The organism is Tardiphaga sp. P9-11, assembly GCF_008329525.1.
GTDB lineage: Bacteria > Pseudomonadota > Alphaproteobacteria > Rhizobiales > Xanthobacteraceae > Tardiphaga.
The window spans coordinates 323,546-340,884 of sequence record NZ_NPKQ01000004.1; the positions used below are offsets into that span (position 1 = coordinate 323,546).

Here is a 17,339-nt window from a genome sequence, read left to right on the forward strand (position 1 = left end):
TTGGCGCTTTTCGGGCTCGAGACGATGTCCTGTTTGGGCCTGCAATTCGCCGGATAGCGGACATACGAACCTCGATTTGCGCCTGCACGCCCTAAATCAGCGCCATGCCCGACAGCACCATACTCACGCCTGCCACGATCATGATGGCGTCCATGACCAGGCGGAACGCCTCGACGCTCAGCTTCAGCACGTAGCGTTTGGCGATGAACGCGCCGGCCATCAGCGACGCACCGGCGATCAGGCCTTTCACCAGCACGTCGGTATTGAGCGCGCCGAATTGCTGGAAGGTGACGGACTTGCTGAGATAGAGGCCGAGCGAACTCGCGGCTTCGGTGGCGAGGAAGGCGCCCTTGGCGAGGCCGTAAAACAGAAACAGCGGCACGCTCAGGGGACCGCTGGAGACGACAATGCCGGTGAGATAGCCGATGATCGCGCCGCCAAGCGCGAGTTGCCACAGACCGATGGTGAAGGAGCGCCGCGCCAGCCAGTGGCGCAGCGGCACCATGGCGATGAAAAAAAGGCCGATGGTGAGATCGACCACGTGTGACGGCAGCACCAGCAGCGTCCGTGCGCCCAGGGCTGCTGCGGGAACGCCGGTGAGCGAATAGGCTGCGGTGGCGCGCCAGTCGACCTCGCGCCACCAGGCCGCGATGCGCGAGAGATTGGACATCACGGCGGCGATGGCCATGATCGGCACGGCCTGCTTGGGGCCGAATTCATAGACCAGCACCGGCATCAGCATGATCGACGAGCCGGTGCCGACGATCCCGGAGATGGTGCCGGCGATCAGGCCGACCGTGCAGACGAAGATAAAGTTCACGGCGCGATTCCCCAAGCGCGGGACGTTACAAGAGCGCTCCGGTCGTGAAGGTGCAAGCGATCCGATGGGAGAGAGGGCGATGCCAACTGGAGAACTGGGGCGTGCGCGGCGGTCTGCCTGCATGCGAGATCGAACTTAGCGTCAAGGTCGACGTCTAGGACGCGGCAGCGGGCGCGGGGGCGGCGCTGTCGCCGCCCTTGTAGACCCGCAGGTAGCGGCGGCCGAGGCTGGTCAGCACTTCATAAGCGATGGTGCCGTAGTGATGCGCGAGTTCGTCGACGGTGATGCCGTCGCCGATCAGCGTCGCCAGATGGCCGCGGCGGGCGGCGTTGTGGGGCAGGTCGGTGATATCGACGGCCAGTAAATCCATCGAGATGCGGCCGGCGATTGGGCAGCGCTGCCCGGCGATGATGACCTCGGCGCCGCGGGTGCCGTCGCTGCTGCCGGCGGCGCGGAAATAGCCGTCGGCATAGCCGGCCGAGATGATCGCAAGCTTGGTCGGACGTCGCGCGGTCCAGGTGGCGCCGTAGCCGACGCTGTCGCCCTTGTCGACGTTGCGGGTCTGCAGGATGCGCACCTTGAGATCGACCACGGGCGCCATCGGGTTGTCGGCTTCCGGCGTCGGATTAACGCCATAGAGTGCCGCACCTGGACGTATCAGATCGAACTGATACGCCGCGCCGAGATAGATGCCTGACGAATTCGCGAGGGATGCCGGCACGCCGGAGAATAGTGAAGACGCTTCGCGGAAACTGGAATATTGCCGCGCGTTCATCGGATGGTGCAGTTGTTCAGCGCAAGCAAGGTGGCTCATCACCAGCGTGAAGCCGTGATCGCCTGAACCGAGGCGCGGGATCAGGCCCTGGACATCGACAAGACTGATACCGAGCCGGTTCATGCCGGTGTCGACATGCACGGCCGCGCCGCCCTTCCAGCCGGTGCGGCGGCAGAACATGTCCCATTCGGCGAGTTCGTTGAGGTCGCCGATCACGGGCTGCACATTGATGGCGGCCAGCGCATCGCCGGAATTGGGCGGGAAGCCATTCAGCAGATAGATTGCCGCGTCAGGCGCAGCCGCGCGCGCGGCGCGGGCTTCATCAAAGGTGGCGACGAAGAAAGTCTTGCAGCTAGCCTTGGCCAGCGCGCGTACCACCGGCGTGATGCCGCAGCCATAGGCGTCGGCCTTCACTGCCGCGCCGCATTCGGCGGGCACGCCGTGCTTTTCGAGCTTGCGCCAATTGGCGACGATGGCGTTGAGATCGATGGTCAGGATACCGCTGGCGTCTGCGGGCAACTCCATATCGACCGGAGTTGTCGGTTTCGGGTCGGAGACGCTGTTCATCGAAATGTCCTGGCACACAGATCAGGCAGGCAGTGCGATCACGCGATGGGATCACGCGATCAATCTTCTGCGCCGCACCATAAGCGGGCGTCAGACCCGGTTCAACCGCACGCGCATTACTCCTCGGGCGCGCGGAACTGGGAGCCACCGGCGAGATCGCTGAAGCGCGTGAACTGGCCTTCGAACTGCAGGTCGACGGTGCCGGTGGGGCCGTGACGCTGCTTGGCGATGATGACTTCGGCCTTGCCATGCGCAAGATCCATATCGAGCTGCCATTTCTCGTGCTCGGGGGTGCCGGTTCGTGGCTCCTTGGCCTGCAGGTAGTATTCCTCGCGATACACGAAGACCACCACGTCGGCGTCCTGCTCGATCGATCCCGATTCACGCAGGTCGGAGAGCTGAGGATGCTTGTCCTCACGATTTTCGACCTGACGCGAGAGCTGCGACAATGCCACCACCGGGCAGTTCAATTCCTTCGCCAGCGCCTTGAGGCTCGTGGTGATCTCGGTGACTTCCTGCACGCGGTTGTCGGAGCGCTTGCCCGAGCCCTGCAGCAGCTGGATGTAGTCCACCATGATGACGTCGAGGCCCTTTTGCCGCTTCAGGCGGCGGGCGCGGGCGGTGAGCTGCGAGATCGACAGACCACCGGTTTCGTCGACATAAAGCGGCAGGTTCTGCAGCTTGATGGTGTAGTCGCGAATCTTGTCGAATTCGCTCTGGGTGATGCCGCCGCGACGGATCGCGCTCGACGAAATCTCGGTCTGCTCGGCGAGAATACGCGTGGCAAGCTGTTCGGCCGACATTTCGCAGGAGAAGAAGCCAACGACGCCGCCATTAATGGTTTTCATGCTGCCGTCGGGCTGCACTTCGGACTGATAGGCCGCGGCGATATTGTAGGCGATGTTGGTGGCGAGCGATGTCTTGCCCATGCCGGGACGTCCCGCGAGCACGAGAAGATCCGAGCGCTGCAGGCCGCCCATGCGGGCATCAAGGTCGCGCAGGCCAGTGGAAATGCCCGAGAGCTTGCCTTCGCGCTGATAGGCGTTGGCGGCCATGTCGAGGGCGGTGGTCATCGCCTGCGAGAAGCGCTGGAAGCCGCCGTCATAGCGGCCGGCTTCGGCCAGTTCGTAGAGCCGGCGCTCGGCATCCTCGATCTGGGCGCGGGGCGCGAAGTCGACCGGCGCGTCATAGGCCACATTGACCATATCTTCGCCGACGCCGATCAACTGCCGGCGGATCGCCAGCTCATAAATCGTGCGGCCGTAATCCTGCGCGTTGATGATGGTGGTGGCTTCAGCGGCGAGGCGGGCGAGGTATTGGCCCACGGTCATGCCGCCGAGATCCGTGTCGGTCGGCAGGAAGGTCTTCAGCGTGACCGGCGTGGCGATCTTGCCCGCGCGGACAATGGCGCTGATGGTCTCGAAAATGGTCTGGTGGATCGGCTCGAAGAAATGATCGGGTTTGAGGAAGTCCGAGACCCGGTAGAACGCGTCGTTATTGACCAGCATGGCGCCGAGAACGCCTTGTTCCGCTTCGATATTGTGAGGCGCAGTCCGGTAGGCCGGGGTGCCGGCATCGGGCGCGAGCTTGAGAACGTTCGAATCGAATGCGGCCATGGTCTTTATTTGGTCTTCTGAATTGGGCGGATGAACGGCGTCGTGACGCGCGGCGTTGGACTAAGCGCTTCGCGTGCGGCGAACGAAAGGATGCGGTCAGGCCTTATGCACGATTCCCACATTGGCCCGGTGGGATTTACGGCCGAACCAAGCATTGCGCTTGACGCCTCGGTGGCAACAAGGGGGAGGGTCCTGAATCATTGCTTAAGGAACCCGGAAAAATTGACCCGCACGCCTGAACCGGATGGCGATCTCTCGCACTTATTATGAGAGCCAACCGTTTGCAGGAACGGCGATGCCGGAACCCCTCGGGGACCCAAGCGTTGGCTTCATAACGATAAGAGGCGAAGGATAGATCGATGGGCCAGCGCCACCAGCATTGCGATGCCGGAACCGACGGTTCTGCGTGGTTGTCCACGCTGGTCGACACGTTCCAGCGCACCGCCCAGCTCGAAAACGTCCCATGCGACGCGAAATCCCTGTCCGCCGCCATGGCTCGCCTTGAGCGTCCCGCCATTTTACCGTCGCGGCGGGTCGCGCGCCGCCGTCAGGTGACGCTCGAATTCCAGCACTGAGCGAGCTTATTCGCCGGCAATCTGCAAACGCGGTTGCTGGGCACGTTCCCTGGCGCGAAGCCGATCTTCCTCCCGCCCGATATAATCCCGCGTGAACGGCACGACGTCCTGACGTTTGGTGAGCTGGATCTGGAAGTTCATCACGTTCTGCATACGGAACGACATTTCCGACGCCGCAAGATAAAACTCCCACATCCGCGCGAAGCGCTCGTCATAGAGCCGCACGGCTTCCTCGCGTCGTGCCATGAAGCGCTCGCGCCACGCTTTCAGCGTTTCAGCATAATGCAGCCGCAGGATTTCAATATCCGAGACGAGCAACCCGGCCCGTTCGATCGCCGGGAGAACTTCCGACAGAGCAGGGATGTAGCCGCCGGGGAAAATGTACTTGGCAACCCATGGATTGGTGATACCGGGTCCCTCAGGGCGGCCGATGGAGTGCAGCACCATGACGCCGTCCTCGGTCAGGAGTTCAGCGCATCGCTTGAAGTAGGTGTCGTAATGGTCGACGCCGACATGTTCGAACATGCCGACGGAGACGATGCGGTGGAATGGACCGGGGATGTCGCGATAGTCCTCGAGCAGGAATTTCGCGCGGTCTTTGAGGTTTTTCTCGCCGGCCCGGGCATTGGCGACCTGCAGCTGTTCGGTGGACAGCGTAACGCCAGTAACATTGGCGCCGGTCATCTCTGCCAGATAAAGCCCAAGCCCGCCCCAGCCGGAGCCGATGTCGAGTACGCGCTGACCTTTTTTGATGAGCATCTTGGCCGCGAGGTGGCGCTTCTTGGCGAGCTGGGCGTCGTCCAGGGTCGCGTCCGGTCCTTCGAAATAGGCACAGCTATATTGCTTGTCGGCATCCAGAAACAATGAGTAGAGCCGGGCGTCCAGATCGTAGTGATGGGCAACGTTGTTGCGGGAGCGCTTGCGCGGATTAAACTGTTGGGCGTGGCGCAGAACGTAACGGACCCACCATTGCAGCCTGGCCCAGCGGGGCGCCATATCGGACTGGTTCAGAGCGATGGCGAGAAGGTCGGCGATGGTGCCGCGCTCCATGACGAGGAGCCCGTCCATGAATATCTCGCCGAGCGCCAGTTCGGGATCGAGAAGTAGTCGGCGTTGGGCGGCTTTGGTGACGAAGCGGGCAGAGACGGGAGGGCCGGAGCCATCGCCGAAGGTGAATTGTTGGCCGGAGGAGGTTGTGAAGGTTATTGCCCCTCGGCGAATGTACTGACTCAGGAAGAATCGCAACAGACGGTCCATCGAAATCACCCCAATGATCCGATCACGCGCAAACTGAAGCACCAGCGTAACTTCCCGCCGTGCACGAGATCAACTGTCTCCCTAGCTCTCAGATAGATGATAGTAGCCGCGCACCGTCTGTGCCAATGCGCACGCTGCAATGCCGCCATCCCGATTGTTCCGATCACATCGTTGCGATATGTCGATGCTTCCATTCACGTCACAATCGGATACAAGGTGATCCGCGTGACTAAGCTAGCCAAATCAGGAGATTGAAATGTTGAGCCGAGCGCTCAGTTTAGCGACGGTGATGCTCCTGGTTAGCTTCGCGGCAGTCCCGGCACAGGCCCAAAACCTCGAAGCCGGAAAATCACCCTCCCAGATTTTCGCGGGCGGCTGTGCCGTTTGCCATAAAAGTCCGCGCGGACTGTTGAAGACGGTGGCACCCGGTCAGCTGCCGGCCTTCCTGCGCCAGCACTACACCACGAGTACAGATATGGCGGCCTCGATGGCCGCTTATGTCGTGTCCAACGGGGCAGCCGACCGCCGTCCTGCTACCGGGGATAACCTGACACGGCAGGGCCGGGAGCTGACCACCGAGCAGAAGCCGGCTCCGGCCGATGCGAAGCCAGGTACTGCACCGGCGCCCGAGGCGACGCCTCCGGGCCGCCGATCCCGTTCGCAGGAAGCCGCGAAGCCGGAGGCCGATGTTGCGCCGGCTCAGGTCGAGCCCGGCACGCGGAAGGGCCGCAATGCCAAGCGTCAGGCACGTCCGGAGACAGAGAATCCCGAAGCCAGGCCGGATGCGGCCAAGCCCGCAGATGCGCAGGCGCCTGCGGCTGCTGAAACCGAGCGCCCTGCGCAGAAGCAGAAGCTCGGCAAGAAGGGGCGTCGCCATCAGGAAGAGCCGAAGGCCGAGCCTGTGAAGGACGAGCCCAAGGTCGAAACCAAGACTGAGCCGAAGGCCGAACCCAAGCCTGAGCCCAAGACTGAACCCAAGACTGAACCGAAGGTCGAGCCAAAGCCGGAGCCGGCCAAGACCGAGCCTGCGAAGCCCGCTGAAGAAAGCAAGCCCGAGGCGAAGCCGGAGCCCAAGCCTGAAGCTAAGCCCGAAGCCAGGCCTGAGCCGCCGACATTACGTCCGGATCCGGTCCCGCCGGTGACGCCGGCACCGAAGGCCCCCGAAGGGGAGAGCCGTCCGGCGCCATCCGCGCCCGTGACGCCGACGCCTGCACCCGTAGCGCCTGCTCCTGCGTCTCCGCCAGCAGCAACGCCTGCGCCGGCACCTGCGGCTCCAACGCCACCTCCAGCAACTCCGCCGGCGCCTACCGCCCCGACGCCTGCAGCACCGCCGCCGCCTCCGCCGTCTGTTGCACCACCGGCGCCTCCGGCCTCGTCAGGCCCCCCGGTGCCGCCGATCTCGCAGTAAGACATCAGTCGTCGTTCGAACGACCGAACAAAAAAAGCCCGGCCATATTGGCCGGGCTTTTCTCGTTTGAGCAGAAGCTCTGTCGTGTGGGTTTAGCCGTTGTCTTCTTCGGCGTTGCCCTGTGCGTCCGGATCGAAGAACTCGCCAGCGGCAGCCAGTGCTTCGGCGGCTGCGTCCTGATCTTCCTGACGGCTCGAGATGTCTTCGCCGCGGTTGATGCGCTCGGCTTCGTCGGCCGAACGGGCAACGGTAACGCTGACGCTGACTTCGACTTCAGGATGCACGGCGATCGAGATCTTGTGCTGGCCGATGGTCTTGATCGGTGCGTCGAGCAGAACCTGGCTGCGGGCGAAGGTAACGCCGTCGGCTTCGAAGGTGGCGATGATATCGCGCACCGACACCGAACCGAACAGCTGGCCGGTTTCCGATGCCTGACGGATGATGACGACGTTGCGGCCGTTGATCTTCTCGGCAACCGTGGTGGCTTCTGCCTTGGCCTTGATGTTGTTGGCTTCGAGGTCAGCCTTCATACCGTCGTACTTGGCGCGGTTGTCGGCAGTGGCGCGCAGCGCCTTGCCGCGCTTCAGCAGAAAGTTGCGGCCGTAGCCGTCCTTGACGCGGACGACTTCGCCCATCTGGCCGAGCTTGGCAACGCGTTCCAACAGAATGACTTCCATGATCGATCTCCTTTGAGTTTGAATGAGTAGTGAGTGAGGTGAAGTAATCAGGCCACCGTCGAAGAAGGTGGCTTGCGTGCGAGAAAACGTTGGCGAAATCCGAAAAAAGCATCGGCGAGGCCGAGGCCCACCATGGTGAGGATGGGCCAGCCCAGGATGAGCACCATGGCGTAGGTCAGGCCCAGCACCATCACGCGGCTTTTCATGCCCATGGTCAGCGTATGCAGCGCGGCGAAGCCGGTGAGGGCATAGGCCATCATCAGCGCCGACGTGACGATCTGCGAAAAGATGCCGATCAGTCCGCCCATGAAGGACAGCGCGATGGCCAGACACAGCGCGACCATCGTCATCGGTGGCAGTGCCGCGGATTTCAGCTCCGGCCACGGCCGATTCAGCCGGCCCGATGTCACGATGATGCGGCCCGCAAGCCAGAGATTGAGCGTCAGCGTCATGATCGCAACGATGGCGGCGGCAGCCGGCGCGATCGTCACCAGCGCGTTGATGATCTGTTCGGAGTCGCCAGCGCCGCCGCGCGATCCCAGAATGCGGGTCAGAGCGTGCCGCAGCGATGAGACGATGGTGTCGCCGTCTGTGCCGAGGGTCAGCAGCGCGCCCATGGTGGTGAAAGCGGCGAAACCCGCGGTCCACAGCAGCATGCGGCCGACCGGATACCATTCGACCACGGGCGGCGTTGTGGGGGCGCCATTCACTCCGGGCACCTCTGCAGTAACGGGACGGCCGAGCAGCGCGAGATGGCCAAGCCACCAGGCGGGCAGCGCCACGGTGAAGACGAAGGCGGCGAGATAGGGCATGCCGAACAGCAGGCCGAGCGAGGTGCCGGCTGCGATGCCGCCGATGGCAGCAGTGACCGGGCCCCAGCCGAGAGCGGCCACCATCAAGGGCAGCGGCGCGAGATAGAACAGCAAAAGGGAAATCAACGCGCCCGAAATGATCGAGGCGAACATCAGCGCTGAGGCAGCGCCGGCGGCAAACGCGATGAGAAGACTTGCGATCATCAGCTGTCCCGCCCCCTTTGAGCGGTTAGAGGCTCGAAGCCCCAACCATCGGCGACCGGACGACCCGGAAGCCTTATGAGAAATAGAAGCGACCGGCGGCCTTAGGCCGCCGGTCGAAAACCGCCTTAGCGGATAACGTAGGGCAGCAGGCCGAGGAAACGCGAGCGCTTGATGGCGCGGGCGAGTTCACGCTGCTTCTTGGCGGAGACGGCAGTGATGCGGCTCGGCACGATCTTGCCGCGCTCGGAAACGTAACGCATCAGCAGCTTGGAATCCTTGTAATCGATCTTCGGCGCGTTCGGACCCGTGAACGGGCAGGTCTTGCGACGGCGGAAAAACGGACGACGTGCACCAGCTTCAGCCATTATTCTTACTCCTCAACCGATGCTGCTTCGTCGTCGCGCGGACGACGCGGACCACGATCACCACGGAAGCCACCGCCTTCACGGTCGCCACGGAAACCGCCGCCTTCGCGGTCGCCACGGAAACCACCGCCACGGTCATCGCGCTCACGATCACGATCAGCCTTGCGCATCATGGCGCTTGGGCCTTCCTCGTGCTCTTCGACACGGACGGTCAGATAACGGATAACGTCTTCGCTGATCCGCTCCTGGCGCTCGATCTCGGTGACCGCCGCGGACGGGGCATCGAGATTCATCAGCACGAAGTGCGCCTTGCGATTCTTGTTCATGCGATAGGTCAGGGAGCGCACGCCCCAGTTTTCCATCTTCACGACCTTGCCGCCGAGACCTTCGACGATGCCGGTCATCTGGGTGGTGAGGTCTTCGACCTGCTGTGCGCTCGCATCCTGACGTGCGAGAAATACATGCTCATAAAGAGGCATGGCTGTCCTTTCCAAGGTTAGCGCGTTTCCCGGCGGCAAGCCCTTCGAACCCTTATGGAAAGGACTCGATATTGCTCAGAAGGCGGGAGCACGGGACGACGAGCCGACTGGCCCTATCGCAACAAAACCGCTGTGGATGATTTACAGGTGAATTTTGCTGTGACCGTCCGTTCAGCTCCCGGCCGGAATCTGCGGATCGGGGCCTTATACGGATTTTCCCAGTAATGGCAAGCGAAACAGGGGTCAAATGAGCGGATTCCGGGAGCGGGCGGGAACCCGGATCGTGGTGCATCCCGGGCGCTGCAGCTTGACATTCCCCGTCGTGCCAGTGTCTTACGGCGCATGTTTGAACGAGTTTAAGCCAAAAAACATGACGGGGCGTCAATGACCGCAGCATTTACCTTTCCGGGGCAGGGTTCCCAGGCGGTCGGCATGGGCAAGGCACTGGCCGAGGCATTTCCAGCCGCCAAGGCGGTGTTCGACGAGGTCGATTCGGCCTTGAATGAGAAGCTGACTGGCATCATCTGGGATGGGCCGGCCGAAACCCTCCAATTGACCGAAAACGCTCAGCCCGCGCTGATGGCGGTGTCGCTGGCGACCATGCGGGTGCTTCAAACCGAGGCAGGCATCTCGCTGGCCAGGGACGCGGCTTTCGTGGCCGGTCACTCGCTCGGCGAATATTCGGCGCTGGCAGCGGCCGGAAGCCTATCGGTCACGGATGCGGCCCGCCTGCTGCGGACCCGCGGGCTGGCCATGCAGAAGGCCGTGCCGGTGGGCGTCGGTGCCATGGCAGCGTTGCTTGGCCTCGATTACGAGACGGCCGTGGCCGTGGCTGAAGAAGCCGCACAGGGCGAAGTCTGCCATGCCGCCAACGACAATGGTGGTGGTCAGGTGGTGGTGTCCGGCAACAAGGCTGCGGTCGAACGCGCGCTGGAAATCGCCAAGACCAAGGGCGCCAAGCGTGCGATGCTGCTGCCGGTGTCGGCGCCGTTCCATTGCAGCCTGATGCAGCCTGCCGCCGACGTGATGGCAGAGGCGCTGGCCAAGGTTACGATCAACAAGCCGGTGGTGCCTCTGGTGTCCAATGTACTCGCCGCGCCGATTGGGGATCCTGATGAAATTCGCCGCCGCCTCGTCGAGCAGGTCACCGGCACCGTGCGCTGGCGCGAATGCGTGTCCTATATGGCAGGTCAGGGCGTGACCCGCTTTCTTGAAGTCGGCTCCGGCAAGGTGCTGAGCGGGCTCGTCAAACGCATTGCCGAAGGCGCTGTGGGCGTCGCCATCGGTGGACCCAACGACATTGCCGCCGCCAAGGATGCGCTCGCAGCAGCGCGTTCGGCGTAAGCGGCCAGAGGAGAGACAAGATGTTTGATTTGACGGGACGTACAGCGCTGGTCACTGGCGCGACCGGTGGCATCGGTGGCGCGATCGCGACCGCCCTGCACGCACAAGGCGCCACGGTGGCGATCTCGGGCACGCGCCGCGAGATACTTGATGCATTGGCAGCCAAGCTCGGCGACCGCGTTCATGTGCTGCCGTGCAATCTGTCCGATGCAGCGGAAGTCGAAGAACTCGTGCCATCCGCCGAAAAGGCGATGGGACAGCTCGACATCCTTGTGGCGAACGCCGGTATCACCAAGGACAATCTGTTCGTTCAGCTCAAGGACGAGGATTGGGATGACGTCATCAACGTCAATCTGACCGCGACCTTCCGCCTCGCGCGTGCTGCCACCAAGCTGATGATGCGCAAGCGCTTCGGCCGAATCATCGCGATTACTTCGGTGGTCGGCGTCACCGGAAATCCCGGGCAGGGGAATTACACTGCGGCGAAAGCGGGTCTGATCGGCATGATGAAGACGCTGGGTGCGGAATACGCGAAGCGCAATGTGACGGCCAATTGCATTGCACCCGGTTTCATCGCGACGCCGATGACCGATGTGCTGAATGATAAGCAACGCGAAACGATTCTCAGTAAGGTGCCGGCAGGGCGTCTCGGCTCGCCGGAAGATATTGCGGCGGCAGCCGTCTATCTGAGCTCAAATGAGGCAGCTTACGTCACTGGACAGACAATTCATGTCAATGGCGGCATGGCGATGATCTAAGCGTCGGGGAACCCCAACGCTGTGATTTAATTGAGGTTTGGACGGTCACCGGGCTATGTGGCCAAGCCAGATGAAGTATGGTAACCGAACCGCCAACGGTGGGGCAAAGAAGGCCATTGCAGGAATTTGAAACCCTGTATATTGGCGGGGACGAGCCTGCCGTTTTCGCGAGGCTCCGTCCGGGACGACGGGGTCAATCCAGAGACGCGCAACTGCGCAAGGTTTAACGAGTTAAACGCTCCACGATGGCTCGTATCGTCTGCGGACGGGCCCAATGTAACAAGCACGAGGTTGATATGAGCGAGATTGGCGAGCGAGTGAAGAAGATCGTGGTTGAACACCTTGGTGTTGAACCAGAGAAGGTGGTCGATGCCGCGAGCTTCATCGATGATCTCGGCGCTGACAGCCTCGACACGGTCGAGCTCGTAATGGCATTCGAAGAAGAGTTCGGCTGCGAAATTCCGGACGACGCCGCAGAGACGATTCTGACCGTCGGCGACGCCACCAAGTTTCTCGAGAAGAACGCAAAGAGCTGACGCCTTCGCGCGACACATTTGAAGCCGGACGGATTGCGTTTGCGCGATCCACCGGCTTCTTGCTGTGATGCGCAGGTATTTGCTCAAGAGACTTTAGTTCAAGACACATCGGCTCAAGGATGGGCCGTGGAGGTACGACAATGAGGCGGGTGGTCGTCACAGGCCTTGGCATGGTTTCGCCACTTGGCTGCGGCGTCGAGCCGACCTGGAAGCGCATCCTCAACGGTGAGAGCGGCGCAAAGCGGATCGATACGTTCGATGTATCCGATCTCACCAGTCAGATCGCCTGTGTAATTCCACGCGGTGACGGCAGCGATGGCACCTTCAATCCCGACCAGTGGATGGAGCCAAAAGACCAGCGCAAGGTCGACGACTTCATCATCTATGCGATGTGCGCCGCCAGGCAGGCGCTCGACGATGCCAACTGGCACCCCGACAATGAAGACGATCGCTGCGCCACTGGCGTGATGATCGGCTCCGGCATCGGCGGTCTGTCCGGCATTGCCGATACCGCATTGCTTCTGAAAGAACGCGGCCCGCGCAAAGTGTCGCCGTTCTTCATTCCCGGCCGGTTGATCAATCTCGCTTCGGGCTATGTCTCGATCGAGCACGGCCTCAAAGGCCCCAATCACTCCGTGGTCACGGCATGTTCGACCGGCGCGCATGCGATCGGCGATGCCAGCCGTCTGATCGCGCTTGGCGATGCCGAGGTAATGGTCGCCGGCGGCACCGAGTCGCCGATCAGCCGTTTGGCGATGGCCGGCTTCGCGGCGGCACGCGCGCTGTCGACCAGTTTCAACGAAACGCCCGAGAAGGCGTCGCGGCCTTACGACAAGGACCGCGATGGCTTCGTCATGGGCGAGGGCGCCGGCGTCGTCGTGCTCGAAGAGTATGAACACGCCAAGGCGCGCGGCGCGCGCATTTATGCCGAGATCATCGGCTACGGCATGTCGGGCGATGCCTATCACATCACGTCGCCGACGCCCGATGGCGACGGTGCGTTCCGCAGCATGAATGCTGCAATGAAGCGCGCAGGCATTGCCGCGGCCGACATCGACTACATCAATGCGCACGGCACCTCGACGCCGCTCGGCGACGAGATCGAACTCGGCGCGGTTCAGCGCTTGCTCGGCAATGCCGCGTCGAAAGTATCGATGTCGTCGACGAAGTCGTCGATCGGCCACCTGCTCGGTGCTGCCGGTGCGGTCGAGGCCATCTTCTGTGTGCTTGCGATTCGGGATAACATCGCGCCGCCGACGATCAATCTCGACAATCCGTCGGTGGAAACTGCGATCGATCTCGTCGCATTGACCCCGCGCAAGCGCGAGGTCAACATTGCCTTGTCGAATTCATTCGGTTTCGGCGGTACTAATGCGTCCGTGATCTTGCAGCGCGTGGCTGGTTAGAGAACCTCCACCGTTTCGCCGTATTCCGCACTAATTCCAACACTGGGCGTATGCTATTGACGGGGATCGTGTTTGTCCCCGTCACGATTGAACCGACAGAATCAGGTGCTATCGATGAGTGAGAGGCCGCCCATTTCGCCGAGGAGCCCGCGTGCCGCGCTGGAGCCGGAGCAGGTTCCGCCGCCGCCGAAGCGTTCCGATCATGCGCGCAATCCGCTTGTGGTTGCCGGTAATGCCATCATCACCATCATCATCGTCGCCATGCTCGGTGCAGGTGGTGCCTATGTCTATGGTCGCCAGGCGCTCGAAGCGCCGGGACCGCTGCAGGACGAGAAGGTCGTCAATATCCCCGCACGCGCGGGCAAGGGCGACATCGCTGAAGCGTTGCTGCGCGAAGGCGTGATCTCCGCCAATCGCTGGGTTTTCATCGGCGCCGTGTTCGCCCTGAAAGCCAGCTCCGAACTGAAGCCCGGCGAGTATCTGTTCCAGAAGAACGCCAATCTGCGCGACGTCATCGGCACCATCGTCGAAGGCAAGGTCGTGCAACACTCGATCACCATTCCCGAAGGCCTGACCTCCGAGCAGATCGTCGCGCGTTTGACTGATAACGACATCTTCACCGGCTCGATCCGCGAAATGCCGCGCGAGGGCACGTTGCTGCCAGAGACCTATAAATTTCCGCGTGGCACGCCGCGCGACCAGGTGATCCAACGCATGCAGCAGGCGCAAAAGCGCGTGCTGGCCGAGATCTGGGAACGCCGCAACGCCGATATCCCCGCGAAGACGCCGGAGCAGTTGGTGACGCTCGCTTCCATCGTTGAGAAGGAAACCGGCCGTGCCGACGAGCGCAGCCGCGTGGCCGCCGTATTCGCCAATCGCCTGCGCCAGAAGATGAAGCTGCAGTCCGATCCGACGATCATCTACGGCATTGTCGGCGGCAAGGGCACGCTCGGCCGTCCGATCAAGCGCAGCGAGATCCAGCAGCCGTCGCCGTACAACACCTATGTCGTTGAAGGCCTGCCGCCTGGGCCGATCGCCAATCCCGGCCGTGCGTCGCTCGAAGCGACCGCCAATCCCGCGCGCACCCGTGACCTGTTCTTCGTTGCCGATGGCACCGGTGGTCACGCCTTCACCGAGACCTACGACGCGCATCAGAAGAACGTCAGCAAGCTGCGCGCGCTCGAAAAGGCCGTCCAGAACGACGCCGTCGAGCCGCCGGAAGAGGCTGCTGCTGCGCCTGCCGGAGCTCCTCCGGATCCCGCTGCGGCGACGGGCACAAGTTCGACCAAACCTGCACCAGCCAAGCGTGCTCGCACGACGCCAGCGCCCGCCGCGCCGGCCCGTCAGGGTGCCGCGCAGTCGGCGGGTACACCGCCGGTTGTTCAGCAATAGGCACCACTCGGCGTGGGCCTGATTTCGCTTGGCCTGAAAAGGCCCTAACCTGATCCGGTTCGCGCTTTTGCGAATCTTACTCGTATTACTTGGAGACCTTCCGCGATGGCGTTGTCGAGCATGACCGGCTTTGCGCGAAGCCACGGCACCAGCGGGCCTTACAGCTTCGAGTGGGAGCTGAAGTCCGTCAACGCCAAGGGCTTCGACCTGCGCATGCGGATGCCGCCGGGCTTCGACGAGGTTGAGGCGGTCGCCCGCAAGCGTGCGACTGAAATGTTGTCGCGCGGCACAGTTTACGCCAACCTCACCGTGAAGCGCAGCAATGCGGCCTCGAGCGTGCGGATCAACGAAGAGGTGTTGAATTCGGTGCTGCGTATTGCCGCCGAATTGGCCAGCAAGATCGATGCCGTTGCGCCGAGCGTCGACGGCCTGATGAATATCAAGGGCGTCATCGAAGTGGTCGAGCCCGAGGCTGATGAAGCCGAGGACAAGGTGGCGAAGGCTGCCGTTGCTGCGGCGTTCGAAGAGGCGCTCACCGCGCTGGTCGCGATGCGGAAGCGCGAGGGGACGACGCTCGGGGATATCCTGTCGCAGCGCCTCGATGAGATCGAGACGCTGTCGAAGAAGGCCGAGGCTGCACCGGGCCGCAAGCCCGAAGCCATTCGTGCACGGCTCGCCGAACAGATCGCCACGCTGCTGGAAACCTCGGATCGTTTCGATAGCGATCGGCTGAGCCAGGAGGCGCTGATGATGGCGACCAAGGCCGACATTCGCGAAGAACTGGATCGTATCGCGTCTCACATTTCGCAGTCGCGCGAGATGATCAAGAAGGGCGGGCCCGTGGGGCGCCGGCTGGATTTCCTGTCGCAGGAGTTCAACCGCGAGGTCAACACCTGCTGCTCGAAATCCAATGATCTGGAATTGACCAGCACCGGCCTCGAAATGAAGAACGTGGTCGAGCAATTCCGTGAACAGGTACAGAATCTGGAGTGACCATGTCCGGGGGCAGCCGAAATTCTGGTGAAGCTGGCTTTGACGGAGTCGAACGGCGCGGACTGATGTTCGTGCTGTCATCGCCATCCGGTGCCGGCAAGACGACGCTGACGCGGCTGCTGATCGACCGGATGCCGGGACTCCAATTGTCGGTATCGGCCACGACGCGCCCGATGCGGCCTGGCGAAGTCGACGGCAAGGACTACATGTTCGTCGACAAGCCGCGCTTTGAGACAATGGCCAAGAGCAACGAACTGCTCGAATGGGCTACCGTGTTCGACAACCGCTACGGCACGCCGCGTGCGCCGGTGGAAGCAGCCCTCTCTGCCGGCAATGACGTGCTGTTCGACATTGACTGGCAGGGCACCCAGCAATTGCGCGAGAAGGCCCGTGCCGACGTGGTCAGTGTTTTCATCCTGCCACCCTCGGCCGCCGATCTGGAAAAGCGCTTGCACACGCGCGCGCAGGACTCTGACGAGGTGATCCGCGGCCGCATGAGCCGCGCCAGCCATGAAATGAGCCACTGGGCGGAATACGACTACATTGTCATCAACCACAATGTAGAGGAGGCCTATAGCGAGGTGCAGTCGATCCTCAAGGCCGAACGCCTGAAGCGCGAGCGCCGTACCGGACTGACGTCCTTTGTGCGCGGATTGCAGCAAGAACTCGAAGGCTAATACCATGCAGGCATTGTTCTGGAATGAGCGCACGCAGCAGCTCAGCGATGGTGCACGGGTGTTCGATCTGCTGGCGCTCACGTGGCGTGATGATGCCGTGGAGCAGGGTGGAGAAGCTGTGACGGGTTCCGAGGCGTTGCTGCGGCTCGCAGCAACGCGCAAGCTGCGCCGTGTGCCCATCGGCATCATCGGGCCGCGAGACGCGACACATGCGCAATACGATCTCGCCGAACAGATGGGCGCAGCATTGGCCCGCCATGGCCTGCAACTGTTGTGCGGCGGCAAGAACGGCGTGATGGAAGCGGCGTGCAAGGGGCATGCGCAGGAGGGCGGCATGCCTGTCGGGCTGCTGCCGGATGAGGAGTGGCACGCGGCCAATCCCTATGTCGCCATTCCCATCGCGACGGGGATTGGTCCTGCGCGCAATGCAATCATCGCACGGGCATGTCTCGTGCTGGTCGCGATTGGTGGCGGTGTCGGCACACTCTCGGAGATGGCGCTCGGACTACAATTCAATCGTCTGGTGTTGGCGATGGCCGATGCGCCAGAGGTGAATACCGTCGAACGCGTTGCTGATGTCGATAGCGTCATCGCTCGCATTGCAGCACGTATTCTCGCAAACGCATAACTTTGTCACCCTGTCATAAAACTGATATGCCGCCGTTATACTGAGGCGCA

General features: G+C 62.4%; 18 protein-coding genes. 10 read left to right on the plus strand and 8 right to left on the minus strand.

From position 1 onward, the window contains the following. Positions 1-91: 91 nt before the first annotated feature. The 3 genes from CIW50_RS16925 to CIW50_RS16935 form a co-directional block, all read right to left on the minus strand. Positions 92-820, minus strand: a complete 729-nt coding sequence (locus CIW50_RS16925; RefSeq protein WP_149532377.1) for a sulfite exporter TauE/SafE family protein — start codon at positions 818-820, stop codon at positions 92-94. A 154-nt stretch (positions 821-974) separates the two neighbouring features. Next, a complete protein-coding gene (alr, locus tag CIW50_RS16930) occupies positions 975-2,162 on the minus strand; it encodes an alanine racemase (protein ID WP_149532378.1) in 1,188 nt (395 codons plus the stop codon). Between the two features lie 116 nt (positions 2,163-2,278). Next, on the minus strand, positions 2,279-3,778 hold the full coding sequence (locus tag CIW50_RS16935; protein ID WP_149532379.1) for a replicative DNA helicase: 1,500 nt from the start codon (positions 3,776-3,778) through the stop codon (positions 2,279-2,281). A gap of 359 nt (positions 3,779-4,137) precedes the next feature. Between CIW50_RS16935 and CIW50_RS16940 the strand changes: the two genes are divergently transcribed. Next, positions 4,138-4,353, plus strand: a complete 216-nt coding sequence (locus CIW50_RS16940) for a hypothetical protein (protein ID WP_149532380.1) — start codon at positions 4,138-4,140, stop codon at positions 4,351-4,353. A 6-nt stretch (positions 4,354-4,359) separates the two neighbouring features. On the opposite strand, the gene CIW50_RS16945 is transcribed toward CIW50_RS16940, so the two are convergent. After that, on the minus strand, positions 4,360-5,610 hold the full coding sequence (locus tag CIW50_RS16945; protein ID WP_149532381.1) for a cyclopropane fatty acid synthase: 1,251 nt from the start codon (positions 5,608-5,610) through the stop codon (positions 4,360-4,362). Between the two features lie 418 nt (positions 5,611-6,028). Between CIW50_RS16945 and CIW50_RS16950 the strand changes: the two genes are divergently transcribed. Beyond that, positions 6,029-7,018 (plus strand): hypothetical protein, encoded by a 990-nt coding sequence (locus CIW50_RS16950; RefSeq protein ID WP_349636742.1) that lies wholly within the window; start codon positions 6,029-6,031, stop codon positions 7,016-7,018. A gap of 92 nt (positions 7,019-7,110) precedes the next feature. Here the strand turns inward: CIW50_RS16950 and rplI are convergent, their stop codons facing one another. The 4 genes from rplI to rpsF all read right to left on the minus strand — a co-directional run bounded on the left by rplI (position 7,111) and on the right by rpsF (position 9,555). Continuing rightward, positions 7,111-7,695, minus strand: a complete 585-nt coding sequence (gene rplI / locus CIW50_RS16955; RefSeq protein WP_116662429.1) for a 50S ribosomal protein L9 — start codon at positions 7,693-7,695, stop codon at positions 7,111-7,113. A gap of 47 nt (positions 7,696-7,742) precedes the next feature. Further along, a complete protein-coding gene (locus tag CIW50_RS16960) occupies positions 7,743-8,711 on the minus strand; it encodes a hypothetical protein (RefSeq protein ID WP_149532383.1) in 969 nt (322 codons plus the stop codon). A gap of 125 nt (positions 8,712-8,836) precedes the next feature. Beyond that, positions 8,837-9,076: a 30S ribosomal protein S18 gene (gene rpsR / locus CIW50_RS16965; protein ID WP_002711478.1), complete on the minus strand. Its 240-nt coding sequence runs from the start codon at positions 9,074-9,076 to the stop codon at positions 8,837-8,839. Between the two features lie 5 nt (positions 9,077-9,081). Continuing rightward, entirely contained in the window at positions 9,082-9,555 is a 474-nt protein-coding gene (rpsF, locus tag CIW50_RS16970) for a 30S ribosomal protein S6 (protein ID WP_068731054.1), read from the minus strand. A 384-nt stretch (positions 9,556-9,939) separates the two neighbouring features. Here rpsF and fabD point away from each other — a divergent pair, with 384 nt between their 5' ends. The 8 genes from fabD (at position 9,940) to CIW50_RS17010 (ending at position 17,289) form a co-directional block, all read left to right on the plus strand. After that, positions 9,940-10,899, plus strand: coding sequence for an ACP S-malonyltransferase (fabD, locus tag CIW50_RS16975; RefSeq protein ID WP_149532384.1), 960 nt, complete (start codon positions 9,940-9,942; stop codon positions 10,897-10,899). A gap of 20 nt (positions 10,900-10,919) precedes the next feature. Next, positions 10,920-11,657, plus strand: a complete 738-nt coding sequence (fabG, locus tag CIW50_RS16980) for a 3-oxoacyl-[acyl-carrier-protein] reductase (RefSeq protein WP_149532385.1) — start codon at positions 10,920-10,922, stop codon at positions 11,655-11,657. 296 nt (positions 11,658-11,953) lie between these two features. After that, positions 11,954-12,193 carry an acyl carrier protein gene (locus CIW50_RS16985; RefSeq protein ID WP_006020277.1) on the plus strand — a complete coding sequence of 80 codons (240 nt, stop codon included), beginning with the start codon at positions 11,954-11,956 and terminating at the stop codon, positions 12,191-12,193. Positions 12,194-12,333: 140 nt separating this feature from the next. Then, complete coding sequence (fabF, locus tag CIW50_RS16990) at positions 12,334-13,599, plus strand: beta-ketoacyl-ACP synthase II (RefSeq protein ID WP_149532386.1); 1,266 nt, start codon at positions 12,334-12,336, stop codon at positions 13,597-13,599. 114 nt (positions 13,600-13,713) lie between these two features. Further along, the gene (gene mltG, locus CIW50_RS16995; RefSeq protein WP_149532387.1) at positions 13,714-14,991 is read left to right on the plus strand and encodes an endolytic transglycosylase MltG; all 1,278 of its coding nucleotides are present in this window, start codon (positions 13,714-13,716) and stop codon (positions 14,989-14,991) included. A gap of 105 nt (positions 14,992-15,096) precedes the next feature. Further along, positions 15,097-15,984 carry a YicC/YloC family endoribonuclease gene (locus tag CIW50_RS17000; protein ID WP_149532388.1) on the plus strand — a complete coding sequence of 296 codons (888 nt, stop codon included), beginning with the start codon at positions 15,097-15,099 and terminating at the stop codon, positions 15,982-15,984. 2 nt (positions 15,985-15,986) lie between these two features. Next, entirely contained in the window at positions 15,987-16,661 is a 675-nt protein-coding gene (gene gmk / locus CIW50_RS17005; protein ID WP_149532389.1) for a guanylate kinase, read from the plus strand. A gap of 4 nt (positions 16,662-16,665) precedes the next feature. Further along, a complete protein-coding gene (locus tag CIW50_RS17010) occupies positions 16,666-17,289 on the plus strand; it encodes a TIGR00725 family protein (RefSeq protein WP_149532390.1) in 624 nt (207 codons plus the stop codon). Positions 17,290-17,339: the final 50 nt, after the last annotated feature.

Coding starts and splice junctions, on each gene's coding strand:
- alr (WP_149532378.1), bottom strand. CDS start 2,162: ATGAACAGCGTCTCCGACCCGAAACCGACAACTCCGGTCGATATGGAG.
- CIW50_RS16935 (WP_149532379.1), bottom strand. CDS start 3,778: ATGGCCGCATTCGATTCGAACGTTCTCAAGCTCGCGCCCGATGCCGGC.
- CIW50_RS16940 (WP_149532380.1), top strand. CDS start 4,138: ATGGGCCAGCGCCACCAGCATTGCGATGCCGGAACCGACGGTTCTGCG.
- CIW50_RS16945 (WP_149532381.1), bottom strand. CDS start 5,610: ATGGACCGTCTGTTGCGATTCTTCCTGAGTCAGTACATTCGCCGAGGG.
- rplI (WP_116662429.1), bottom strand. CDS start 7,695: ATGGAAGTCATTCTGTTGGAACGCGTTGCCAAGCTCGGCCAGATGGGC.
- CIW50_RS16960 (WP_149532383.1), bottom strand. CDS start 8,711: ATGATCGCAAGTCTTCTCATCGCGTTTGCCGCCGGCGCTGCCTCAGCG.
- rpsR (WP_002711478.1), bottom strand. CDS start 9,076: ATGGCTGAAGCTGGTGCACGTCGTCCGTTTTTCCGCCGTCGCAAGACC.
- rpsF (WP_068731054.1), bottom strand. CDS start 9,555: ATGCCTCTTTATGAGCATGTATTTCTCGCACGTCAGGATGCGAGCGCA.
- fabD (WP_149532384.1), top strand. CDS start 9,940: ATGACCGCAGCATTTACCTTTCCGGGGCAGGGTTCCCAGGCGGTCGGC.
- fabG (WP_149532385.1), top strand. CDS start 10,920: ATGTTTGATTTGACGGGACGTACAGCGCTGGTCACTGGCGCGACCGGT.
- CIW50_RS16985 (WP_006020277.1), top strand. CDS start 11,954: ATGAGCGAGATTGGCGAGCGAGTGAAGAAGATCGTGGTTGAACACCTT.
- fabF (WP_149532386.1), top strand. CDS start 12,334: ATGAGGCGGGTGGTCGTCACAGGCCTTGGCATGGTTTCGCCACTTGGC.
- mltG (WP_149532387.1), top strand. CDS start 13,714: ATGAGTGAGAGGCCGCCCATTTCGCCGAGGAGCCCGCGTGCCGCGCTG.
- CIW50_RS17000 (WP_149532388.1), top strand. CDS start 15,097: ATGGCGTTGTCGAGCATGACCGGCTTTGCGCGAAGCCACGGCACCAGC.
- gmk (WP_149532389.1), top strand. CDS start 15,987: ATGTCCGGGGGCAGCCGAAATTCTGGTGAAGCTGGCTTTGACGGAGTC.
- CIW50_RS17010 (WP_149532390.1), top strand. CDS start 16,666: ATGCAGGCATTGTTCTGGAATGAGCGCACGCAGCAGCTCAGCGATGGT.